This window comes from Pseudomonas sp. PB120, assembly GCF_009761815.1.
In the GTDB taxonomy this organism is placed as follows: Bacteria; Pseudomonadota; Gammaproteobacteria; order Pseudomonadales; family Pseudomonadaceae; genus Aquipseudomonas.
Genome location: NZ_RWIN01000157.1, coordinates 1 through 10,528 on the forward strand (window position 1 = coordinate 1; position 10,528 = coordinate 10,528).

10 protein-coding genes and 4 tRNA genes are annotated in these 10,528 nt (G+C 58.1%); 10 read left to right on the forward strand and 4 right to left on the reverse strand.

The window, feature by feature from the left end:
- The coding region (locus tag EJA72_RS29050) for a hypothetical protein (protein ID WP_218574387.1) at positions 1 to 275 on the forward strand (275 nt) is incomplete at its 5' end.
- Here the strand turns inward: EJA72_RS29050 and EJA72_RS28535 are convergent.
- Positions 266 to 1,024 carry a hypothetical protein gene (locus tag EJA72_RS28535; protein ID WP_178129623.1) on the reverse strand — a complete coding sequence of 253 codons (759 nt, stop codon included), beginning with the start codon at positions 1,022 to 1,024 and terminating at the stop codon, positions 266 to 268. The genes EJA72_RS29050 and EJA72_RS28535 overlap by 10 nt on opposite strands.
- A 392-nt stretch (positions 1,025 to 1,416) precedes the next feature.
- Between EJA72_RS28535 and EJA72_RS28540 the strand changes: the two genes are divergently transcribed.
- The 4 genes from EJA72_RS28540 (at position 1,417) to EJA72_RS28555 (ending at position 1,830) form a co-directional block, all read left to right on the forward strand.
- Positions 1,417 to 1,492 (forward strand) — tRNA-Glu (locus EJA72_RS28540).
- 2 nt (positions 1,493 to 1,494) lie between these two features.
- Positions 1,495 to 1,570: transfer RNA gene (locus EJA72_RS28545), tRNA-Gly, on the forward strand.
- Between the two features lie 105 nt (positions 1,571 to 1,675).
- Positions 1,676 to 1,751 (forward strand) — tRNA-Glu (locus EJA72_RS28550).
- 3 nt (positions 1,752 to 1,754) lie between these two features.
- Positions 1,755 to 1,830: transfer RNA gene (locus EJA72_RS28555), tRNA-Gly, on the forward strand.
- A 157-nt stretch (positions 1,831 to 1,987) separates the two neighbouring features.
- On the opposite strand, the gene EJA72_RS28560 is transcribed toward EJA72_RS28555, so the two are convergent.
- The gene (locus EJA72_RS28560; protein WP_157715210.1) at positions 1,988 to 2,614 is read right to left on the reverse strand and encodes an alanyl-tRNA editing protein; all 627 of its coding nucleotides are present in this window, start codon (positions 2,612 to 2,614) and stop codon (positions 1,988 to 1,990) included.
- Positions 2,615 to 2,703: 89 nt separating this feature from the next.
- Between EJA72_RS28560 and EJA72_RS28565 the strand changes: the two genes are divergently transcribed.
- The gene (locus EJA72_RS28565) at positions 2,704 to 3,693 is read left to right on the forward strand and encodes a LysR family transcriptional regulator (RefSeq protein ID WP_178129624.1); all 990 of its coding nucleotides are present in this window, start codon (positions 2,704 to 2,706) and stop codon (positions 3,691 to 3,693) included.
- Positions 3,694 to 3,775: 82 nt separating this feature from the next.
- Here EJA72_RS28565 and EJA72_RS28570 read toward each other — a convergent pair whose 3' ends face one another.
- Positions 3,776 to 4,183, reverse strand: a complete 408-nt coding sequence (locus EJA72_RS28570; RefSeq protein ID WP_008032949.1) for a PA2817 family protein — start codon at positions 4,181 to 4,183, stop codon at positions 3,776 to 3,778.
- A gap of 84 nt (positions 4,184 to 4,267) precedes the next feature.
- The gene (locus EJA72_RS28575) at positions 4,268 to 6,715 is read right to left on the reverse strand and encodes an acyl-CoA dehydrogenase (protein ID WP_157715212.1); all 2,448 of its coding nucleotides are present in this window, start codon (positions 6,713 to 6,715) and stop codon (positions 4,268 to 4,270) included.
- A 235-nt stretch (positions 6,716 to 6,950) separates the two neighbouring features.
- On the opposite strand from EJA72_RS28575, the gene EJA72_RS28580 reads away from it, so the two are divergent.
- The 4 genes from EJA72_RS28580 to EJA72_RS28595 all read left to right on the forward strand — a co-directional run bounded on the left by EJA72_RS28580 (position 6,951) and on the right by EJA72_RS28595 (position 10,119).
- The gene (locus EJA72_RS28580) at positions 6,951 to 7,610 is read left to right on the forward strand and encodes a transglutaminase family protein (RefSeq protein WP_157715213.1); all 660 of its coding nucleotides are present in this window, start codon (positions 6,951 to 6,953) and stop codon (positions 7,608 to 7,610) included.
- A gap of 43 nt (positions 7,611 to 7,653) precedes the next feature.
- Positions 7,654 to 8,277: a glutathione S-transferase family protein gene (locus EJA72_RS28585; protein ID WP_157715214.1), complete on the forward strand. Its 624-nt coding sequence runs from the start codon at positions 7,654 to 7,656 to the stop codon at positions 8,275 to 8,277.
- A gap of 133 nt (positions 8,278 to 8,410) precedes the next feature.
- A complete protein-coding gene (locus tag EJA72_RS28590) occupies positions 8,411 to 9,343 on the forward strand; it encodes an ABC transporter ATP-binding protein (protein ID WP_157715215.1) in 933 nt (310 codons plus the stop codon).
- The gene (locus tag EJA72_RS28595) at positions 9,340 to 10,119 is read left to right on the forward strand and encodes an ABC transporter permease (RefSeq protein ID WP_157715216.1); all 780 of its coding nucleotides are present in this window, start codon (positions 9,340 to 9,342) and stop codon (positions 10,117 to 10,119) included. The genes EJA72_RS28590 and EJA72_RS28595 overlap by 4 nt, the downstream gene beginning before the upstream one ends.
- Positions 10,120 to 10,528 lie beyond the last annotated feature (409 nt).

The following is a 10,528-nucleotide window of genomic DNA, read 5'->3' on the forward strand; positions in this document are numbered from 1 at the left end:
AGATCAAAATCAAAAGCGGCAAGCGAGCTACCGCTCGGCTTGTTGAGTGGTTAAAAGCGGTTGTGTGCTCAATCTGCTTTGCTCTTCGCTCTTCTGTAGGAGCGAGCTTGCTCGCGAAAAACGTCCATACAACGCGTTCATCCAGACAGCCGGCGTTATCGTTCCGACGAAGGCGTCCTGCCAGCAACCCCATTTTCCTGGCCATCAAATCACGCTCAAAAAAAAGCCACCTCTCGGTGGCTTTCCTGCTTTCTGATCTTGCTGATCAGTCGTAGATCACTTTTTTCTTCCAGTCGGCATCGGCGTCGGCGACTTTGAGGCCCGAGTTCAGCTGGTTGGCTTCGGCTTCAACCGAGGCAATGTTGTCCATCACCATGGCATTGGCACGGGCCAGGAGTTTTTCCAGGTATTCCAGTTGTTCGGCATACATCTGTGGCTCTTGCTGTTTGCGCAAGTATTGTACGCCGCGTTCAAACGCCAGGCGCGCCTGGCCTGGCTGGTTTTGTTGCAGGTATTGCTGACCGAGGTTGTTGAAGAATTCGATGTGCAGCAAGACGAGGATATGGCGAACTTCGCGGATCCAGCGTTTGGCTTCGGTGGGCTGCAGGAAGCCGTCCTGTGCGGCGCGGGTGATTTGGCCGTGCAGCGCTTCGAGCAGGAAGCGGACATCCTTGGCCTTGGCTTCGGTCAGGATCGGTGCCGGCGGGTTGTTGACCGGGATCGACTCGCCTTGGGCTGCTAGAGACGTCAGCTCGGTAATGCGTGCCCTGAGGTTGCTGCTGGTTTTTTCCAGGTTGAGCAAGCGTTGGCAAACGTTCAGTTCGAGGCGGGTCAACAACAGCTTGAGCGCCGGCGTCATCAACTGGCCAGGGAATGTTTCGGTGATCTCACCGCAGCGACGCAGGCGATCGTTGAGTTCTATCTTGGTGCGGGCCTTTTCCAGTTTGTTGTTTTCCACCACATGGTTCATGTAGCCAATGGCGATCAATAGTGCGATCCCGGCTACGACGAGCAGGGTGATCATGAGTGGTGTCAACGGTAAGACCTCTTAATAGGGTTCGCGTGCGAATGTAGTGGCTTTGCCAGTGGAGCGCATAGCGCCGCTCGGCGTGTTGAGCCGGCTCACTCTCTGACTGTATCGGCCGCGTTTCTGCTTATATAAGTAATGGTGTGCGTGGTGCACATGGCCATCATTTTTGCGTGGGGCGACTATAGCGTCTTGGCCGGTGCCAGAATATAGGCGCCAAATGCCGAGGGAGGGAAAGCTTGATCCGCGTCTCAAAGCAGGGCGAAGTCATTGATTTAAATAAATTTATATCAGGGGGTTGACGACCCCTCAATCCATCCATAGAATGCGCGCCACTTACAGCGTAAAGCACACAGCGAAACGCGGTAGGGAGTGAATGTTGTACGTGTGTCCCCTTCGTCTAGTGGCCTAGGACACCGCCCTTTCACGGCGGTAACAGGGGTTCGAGTCCCCTAGGGGACGCCAATGCGGGAATAGCTCAGTTGGTAGAGCACGACCTTGCCAAGGTCGGGGTCGCGAGTTCGAGTCTCGTTTCCCGCTCCATTTTTAAACAGCGTTGCTTTCGGGCAGGGCTGAGTGAAACCAGAAACGACATCTTCGGATGCGGATTTGGGCACTGAAATACACACCATGTGTTTCAGTTAGCGTGTCCCCTTCGTCTAGTGGCCTAGGACACCGCCCTTTCACGGCGGTAACAGGGGTTCGAGTCCCCTAGGGGACGCCATTTGCGGGAATAGCTCAGTTGGTAGAGCACGACCTTGCCAAGGTCGGGGTCGCGAGTTCGAGTCTCGTTTCCCGCTCCATATTTAACAAAAACGCCGCTCACTGAGCGGCGTTTTTGTATGCGCGTGATTTGTAATCGTTCCACAAAAAAAGGCCCGCCAGTCAAACTGAGCGGGCCTTTTGCATGTTCGGGGTTTTTACATCGACAGAATCAGGCGCGCAGATCGATCCTGCGAGTCAGTCGATGCTGTAGTGGACGGAGAGCGTGCCTTTTTTCTGCGAAACAGACGTGATGGTGACCGCGCCGAGTTCCTTCAGGCTGCGTACATGGGTGCCACCGCAGCCGTACGCGGGAAGTTCGCCGAAACCGATTTCCCGGGCGCCCTCGCGCAACGAGGTGAGTCGCGGCCAGTCACTGGCGATCCACTGCGCGATGCCGTGCTGCAAGTTCCTCTCATCCACTTCTTGCGCGCCTTCCGTAGGTTTGAACTGCACTCGACCTTCGCCGGGCCAGTGATGAGCCTTGATTGGCATCCAGCCCAAGGCCTGCACGAAGTGGCCGATCAGATGACCGGCGGAATGCATGCGGGTATTGAACTGGCGACGTTGTTCATCGACCCGAATCTGGGTCATGCCGAGCGTCACCGGTTGATCGACGAAGTGGATAATTCGGTCCGGATCCTGCACCACCCGCATTACCTGGCTTTCACCGATCCAGCCGGTATCGCAGGGTTGTCCGCCACCCTGGGGGTGAAACAATGTGGCGCGTAGCACCACGGCGAACTCGTTCTCATGGGGAATGCACTCAAGGACCTCGACATTGGCCTTGAGATCATCACTATGGAAAAAGAGGCGAAGCGTCATATCCATGCCTTACCAGAATGTCTGTTTTTTATTATATGAATCGTGGAATTGCGTGATAATCCGTTGAAACTTCAAAGGACTGTTGCGCTGTGAGCATAAATCTCCCCCTGCCATTGCTCGGTGAAATGGCGATTTTCGTCAAGGTTGTCGAGACGGGCAGTTTCTCCGAAGCGGCTCGTCAGTTGGGATCTTCCCCTTCGGCAGTCAGTCGCAGCATTTCCCGTCTGGAGAAAGCGCTCGCCACCCGGCTGCTGCAACGGACGACGCGCAAGCTGCGCTTGAGCGATGGCGGCGAGGAGGTCTTCAAGCGCTGCCAGGAAATGGTCAGCGCAGCCAAGTCGGTCATGGAAATCAGCGGTCAGTTCACCCAGGAAGCGGAAGGGCTGATACGTGTGAGTGTGCCGAAGGCGGTGGGGCGCTTTGTGATTCATCCGCACATGCCCGAGTTTCTGCGGCGTTATCCCAAAGTGGACGTGGAGTTGATGCTCGAGGATCGTCAGGTCGATCTGATCGACGACAATGTCGACCTGGCGATTCGCATTACCGATCGGCCGCCGGTCGGGCTGGTAGGGCGGCAATTGCTGACCATCGACCACATCCTCTGTGCCTCGCCGCAGTACCTGGCCGAACACGGCACGCCGACCCATCCCCATGATTTGCTCAATCACAGTTGCATCTACCTGGGCGAAACCCCGAGCGATTCACGCTGGAAATTCAAGAAAGGCACCAAAGCCATCACGGTCGGTGTGCATGGGCGTTATGCCGCCAATCACACGGGAGTGCGGCTCAGCGCGGTAATGCAGCACATCGGCATTGGCAGTCTGCCGTATTTCACCGCACGTCATGCGTTGGAACAGGGGCTGCTCGTGCAGGTACTGCCGGACTGGACCTTCCTGGCGTCCTATCATGGAGGCGCTTGGTTGCTGCATTCGCCGACCCGTTATCTGCCGCCGAAGTTACGGGTGTTTATCGACTATCTGGTGGAGTGCCTGGAGAAGGAGCCGACCTTGAGCAAGCCGGGGGGATGGGGTAGGGGGACGGCGGAGTACGAAGTACCCGAGAGTGATGGGTTGCTTTGAAGGTCCCATCGCCACACCGCTCAGCACATAAAAAAGGCCCGCCTGTTCAACCAGGCGGGCCTTTTGCATTTCCGATCGAGGATCAGTGCTTGCTGTCGTCGTTCGACATCGCCAGCAGCTGCTTTTCCTGGTTCCAGTCGAACGGCTCGTCGTTCTGTTCGGCTTCGAAACGGCGTTCTTCCAGCGCCTGATACAAGTCGATTTCGTCATCGGGCATGTAATGCAGGCAGTCACCGGCGAAGTACCACAACAGGTCACGGGGGACGAGGTGGGCGATTTGCGGGTAGCGGGTGATTACCTGGCACAGGATGTCCTGGCCCAGGTATTGGCTTTCGATGGGGTCGACCGGCAGCAATGCGCGCAGTTCGTCGAAGCGCTCCAGGAACAAGGCATGGCTTTCTTCGGGAACCTGATCAGCCTCACCTACGGCGACCAGGATGCTGCGCAGGTGGTCGAGCAAAACGAGATGATCGGCAACGATGTTGGACACGAGATAAGTCCTCAAGAGCAAAACGGGCGCAGGAGTATAAAGCCCTGTGCCCGTTTTTACATGATCAAGCGTTCAGGAAAAGGATCAGCGGACCTTCCCGGACGCCAGCGTCAGTTGCTCTTTGTCGAAATCATCAACATCGATCACCTTGCGCCGCGCCTTTTCGGCCTCACGCAGGGTCTGCGCTTCCCCGGGCTGCAACACGCCAGCCTCCAGCGCTGCGTCGATGACGTGTTCCCCGGCAGCCGGTTTGACCTGACCGCTTTTGAGCGACACGTGCAGCTTTTTCTGTAGAGGCTGCGCCGCATTCAACAGGTTGCAGGCGTGTTGCAAGGCGCCGACTGCGTCATCCGCCGATTGCGGTCGGTAGCAACCGCCGAGCAACTCCTCCAGCGCCGGATCGCCCTTGGCGCGGCCGATGACGCCGGCGACTTCGGCACCGAGTTTGTCCGACGGCCCTTTGTGACGGCGGCCGAACGGGAACACGATCACGCGTAGCAGGCAGCCCAGCACCTTGTTCGGGAAGTTGGTCAGCAGTTCGTCCAGTGCACGTTCGGACTGGCCGAGACTCTCTTCCATGGCCCACATAAACAGCGGCGCCATGTGATCCGGCGAGTCGAGGTCGTGGTAACGCTTGAGTGCCGCCGAAGCGAGATACAGGTTACTGAGCACATCCCCAAGCCGCGCCGACAGACGTTCGCGGCGTTTCAGTTCACCGCCCAGCAGCATCATGCTGAGGTCGGCGAGCATGGCGAACGCGGCAGCCTGACGGTTGAGCGCGCGGAAGTAGCCTTGACTGAGCTTGTTGCCCGGCACCTGTTCCAGATGCCCGAAGCCCAGGTTGAGCACCAGGGTGCTGGCGGCGTTGCTGACCGCGAATCCGATGTGATTGAGCAGCAGGCCATCGAATTCGCTGAGCGCCTGGTCTTTGTCCTCTCGATGGGCGAGCGCCATTTCCTTGAGTACGAAGGGGTGACAGCGAATCGCGCCCTGGCCGAAGATCATCAGGTTACGCGAGAGAATGTTCGCGCCTTCCACGGTGATGAAAATGGGGGCGCCGTTCCAGTTGCGACCGAGGTAATTGTTCGGCCCCATGATGATCGCTTTGCCGCCGTGCACATCCATGGCGTGGCTGATGCATTCGCGGCCGCGCTCGGTGAGGTGATACTTGAGAATCGCCGACAGCACCGACGGTTTCTCGCCCAGGTCCACCGCGTTGGCGGTGAGCATGCGGGCGGCGTCCATCATCCAGGCATTGCCGCCAATGCGCGCCATGGCTTCCTGAATGCCTTCGAATGCCGCCAGCGGCACGTTGAATTGCTCGCGAATTTGCGCGTATTGACCGGTCACCAGGCTGGTGAACTTCGCCGCCCCGGTGCCTACCGCCGGCAGCGAAATCGAACGCCCGACCGACAGGCAGTTCATCAGCATCATCCAGCCTTTGCCCAGCATCTCCTGGCCGCCGATGAGGAAGTCCAGCGGGATGAACACGTCCTTGCCGGAGTTCGGACCGTTCATGAAGGCCGCGCCCAACGGCAGGTGGCGACGGCCAATTTCAACGCCTTCGGTATCGGTCGGGATTAACGCGAGGCTGATGCCCAGGTCTTCCTCGTCACCAAGCAAATGATCCGGGTCGTAGGCCTTGAAAGCCAGGCCGAGCAGGGTGGCCACGGGCCCAAGTGTGATGTAGCGCTTTTCCCAGTTAAGTCGCAGGCCGAGGGTCTCCTTGCCTTCCCATTCACCTTTGCAGATCACCCCGGTGTCAGGCATGGAGCCAGCGTCCGAGCCGGCCAGCGGGCCGGTCAACGCGAAACACGGAATGTCGTCGCCTCGCGCCAGTCGTGGCAGGTAATGGTTGCGCTGTTCGTCGGTGCCGTAATGCAGCAACAGTTCGGCCGGGCCGAGGGAGTTGGGGACCATCACGGTGGACGCGAGGTCACCACTGCGGGTCGCCAGTTTCATCGCCACCTGGGAGTGCGCATAGGCGGAAAAGCCCTTGCCGCCAAACTCCTTGGGAATGATCAGGGCGAAGAAGCCGTTTTCCTTGATGTGGGTCCAGGCTTCGGCCGGCAGGTCCATGGTTTGACCGATCTGCCAGTCAGTGACCATGGCGCAGAGTTCTTCGGTCGGACCGTCGATAAACGCCTGTTCCTCTGCGCTCAGTTGCGCTTTTGGATAGGACAGCAGTTTGTCCCAGTCGGGACGGCCGCTGAACAGTTCCCCGTCCCACCACACCGTGCCGGCGTCGATGGCATCGCGTTCGGTTTCCGACATCGGCGGCAGGGTTTTCTGAAACCAGCTGAATAAGGGAGCGCTGAAGAATTTACGGCGCAGGTCGGGGAGCAGCAACGGTGCTGCAACGGCCGCGATCAACACCCAGAAGATCAGCAGCAGCCAACCCGGAGCACGGCTGAACGCGCCCATCGCAACGATATATACCGCCACAATTCCCAAGGCGGGCAGCGGGGCGATACGCCGGTGGGCCAAGTACGCAATCCCGACAACCAGAACCAGTATCCACAACAGCAGCATATTTAATCCTCCGTGAAACAGGGCAAAAACAACCTTCAGAGCTTAGACGGCATCCGCGAAACAGGGCGGTCAGAGCGATGTGACTGAAATCGTGGGAAACCGTGGATGTGTTTTGTAGGACCTTTGGCGTCGGCCCTGAACGGCGGGCGGCAACACGTTGAAGTTTGGCCGATATGCCGTTATCCCTGTGCTGGGCCTGTCGCTAGACTCGAGGCTTCCCAAGGAGATTGTCCTCATGCACGAGTACCTGAGTCCCGGCCGCTTCATCGATAGTGACCACCCGTCGGTGGTGGAGTTCGCCGAAAAACATCGCGGCAACCATCGCGACCCGCTTGAGCAGGCGATCAATCTCTATTACGCCGTGCGTGAGGCCGTGCGTTACAACCCTTACACGTTCAGCCGCAATCCAGAGACTTTGCGTGGCAGTTATGCGTTGGCCGCCGGGGAAAGTTATTGCGTGCCTAAAGCCACGCTGCTGGCCGGTGCCGCCCGGCATTGCGGAATTCCCGCACGGATCGGCCTGGCGGATGTGCGCAATCATTTGTCGACCCCGCGTTTGCTGGCGCTGCTCAAGAGTGATGTGTTCGCCATGCATGGTTATACCGAGCTGTACTTGAACGATCGCTGGGTCAAGGCCACACCGGCGTTCAACCAGAAACTCTGCGAGCTGTTCAACGTCGCGCCGCTGGAATTCGACGGGATCAACGACAGTGTGTTCCATCCCTTCAATCGCGACGGAGAGCAACTGATGGAGTATCTGGTGGATCATGGCCAGTTCACCGACGTGCCCGAAGCGTTCTTTTTCGCGCACTTGGAAAAGTGCTATCCGCATCTGTTTGGCGAGCAACTGCCGGCGCTGCTGGGTGATATGCAGAGCGATTTGAGTCGCGCCTGATCCGGCGTATGCTGCCTGCGCATTCATCCATAAAGAGGCGGTCATGCTGAAGATCTGGGGTCGGAAAAATTCGTCGAATGTCAGAAAGCCTTTGTGGGCCGCAGAAGAGCTGGGCCTGGCCTATGAAGCGATCGATGCGGGCGGCGCCTTTGGCGTGGTCGACACGCCTGAATATCGTGCGATGAATCCCAATGGTCGCGTGCCGGTGATTGAAGACGACGGGTTCGTGCTGTGGGAATCCAACGCCATCGTGCGTTACCTGATGGCGCTGCATGCCAGCGGCACGGCGTGGTACCCGAGCGACCTGAAAGCCCGTGCGTTGGCCGATAAGTGGATGGACTGGACCACCTCCAGTTTTGCGGGCCCTTTCCGCACGGTGTTCTGGGGTGTGTTGCGCACGCCGGAAGACAAGCAGGACTGGACCGCCATCAACGCTGCAATCAAGGAGTGCGATGAGCTGCTGGCGATGGCCGATCAGGCGCTGGCGGCCAAACCGTATCTGTCGGGCGATGAAATCGGCATGGGTGACATTCCTTTGGGCAGCTTCATTTATGCCTGGTTGGAGATGCCGATCAAGCGCGCGCCGCAGCCTCATCTGGAAGCCTGGTATGCGCGGCTGAAACAGCGTCCGGCTTACCGCAAAGCCGTCATGACCGCGTTGACTTAATACTCACTATCGACACACTTGACTGTACTTGTGTGGCGACGACAAGCACCATTGCGTTCATGCGCCGTGGTTGTGTTCGTCGCCACCGGCCCTCATATGTCCCTTTCTTCCCTTCTTGGTGCGTAAATCCGATATGAGTTCCGCTCTGTCCATCCGGCAGCTAACCAAAACCTACGGCAACGGTTTCCAGGCCCTGAGTGGTATCGATCTGGACGTCGCCGAAGGTGATTTTTTCGCCTTGCTCGGCCCTAACGGCGCCGGCAAATCCACGACCATCGGCATTCTCTCGACCCTGGTGAACAAGACCACGGGCACGGTGAATATTTTCGGACATGACCTGGACAAGAATCCTGCGCAGCTCAAGCGCTCCATCGGCGTCGTGCCCCAGGAATTCAACTTCAACCAGTTCGAAAAGACCTTCGATATCGTCGTGACCCAGGCCGGTTACTACGGTATCCCGCCGAAAGTCGCCAAGGAACGCGCCGAGCAGTACTTGACCCAGCTCGGTTTGTGGGACAAGCGCGATACGCCTTCGCGTTCGCTGTCCGGCGGCATGAAGCGTCGACTGATGATCGCCCGTGCACTGGTTCACGAACCGCGCCTGCTGATCCTCGACGAACCGACGGCAGGGGTGGACATCGAACTGCGTCGCTCGATGTGGACCTTCCTCACCGAATTGAACCAGAAAGGCATCACCATCATCCTCACCACCCACTACCTGGAAGAGGCTGAGCAGTTGTGCCGCAACATCGGGATCATCGACCACGGCACCATCGTCGAGAACACCAGCATGAAACAGTTGCTCAGCCAGCTGCATGTGGAAACCTTCCTGCTCGACAGCAAGCACACCCTGACCACGCCGCCCCAGTTGGTCGGTTACCCGACGAGGCTGATCGACAGCCATACCATCGAGGTTCAGGTCGACAAGGCCATGGGCATCACGGCGCTGTTTACCCAATTGGCACAGCAAAACATCGAAGTGCTGAGCCTGCGTAACAAAACCAATCGCCTTGAGGAGCTGTTCGTGTCCCTGGTGGAGAAAAATCTGTCGAAGGTGGCGTTATGAGTTCCGAGCTGCAACCCAACCTCGTCGCCCTCAATACCATCGTTTACCGCGAGATTCGGCGCTTTACCCGGATCTGGCCGCAGACGCTGCTGCCGCCAGCGATCACCATGGTTCTGTACTTCGTGATCTTCGGCAATCTGATTGGCCGGCAGATCGGTGATATGGGTGGTTTCACCTACATGGAATACATCGTGCCGGGGCTGATCATGATGTCGGTGATCACCAACTCCTATGGCAACGTGGTCTCGAGTTTCTTTGGCAGCAAGTTCCAGCGTTCCATCGAAGAATTGATGGTGTCGCCGGTCTCGCCGCACACGATCCTGATTGGCTACACCTTGGGTGGTGTACTGCGCGGGTTGATGGTCGGGATCATTGTGACGCTGCTGTCGTTGTTCTTCACGCATTTGCAGGTGCATCACCTGGGCGTGACCGTGCTGGTGGTGGTGCTGACGGCGACGATCTTTTCGCTGCTGGGCTTCATCAATGCGGTGTTTGCTCGCAACTTCGATGATATTTCGATTATTCCGACGTTCGTTTTGACGCCGTTGACGTATCTGGGCGGGGTGTTTTATTCGATTACGTTGCTGCCGCCGTTTTGGCAGACGGTGTCCTTGGCGAACCCGGTGCTGCATATGGTCAATGCGTTTCGCTACGGGATTCTTGGGGTTTCGGACATCAAGATCAGTGTGGCGATTACCTTTATGCTGGTGGCCACGGTGGCGCTTTATATGGGTTGTGCGCGGTTGTTGGTGAGTGGACGGGGGATGCGTACCTAGTTGCGTTTCGCTCGTTTCCCTGTGAACGGGTGTGTATATCCGTTATTTAGGTAACGGCCGCTATTGGTTTCGCCCTTACGGCGAGTCACTTGGAAAAGCCCCAAGTAACCAAGGGCTCTTGCCCCTTTCGTTCGGTGCCTCGCTAGGGCTCGGCATGCCCTCGCTCCGGTCCTGCTCCGTGGGCCCGCCGCGATCGGCCATCCATGGCCGTGCGCGGCTAACCCGGCATCCATGCCGGGTTGCCCACTGCGCAGAACCTCCACTCGGCCTCTCGATGGAGCAAGAAAATCAAAAGCCAAATCAAAAGCGAGGCGGCCTGACAGCCGACCTGATTTCCGGTGATGTGCCCGGTTCAAAATGTGGGAGCCAGCCTGCTGGCGATGGACGCCCAGACACCGCGATCCTCCAG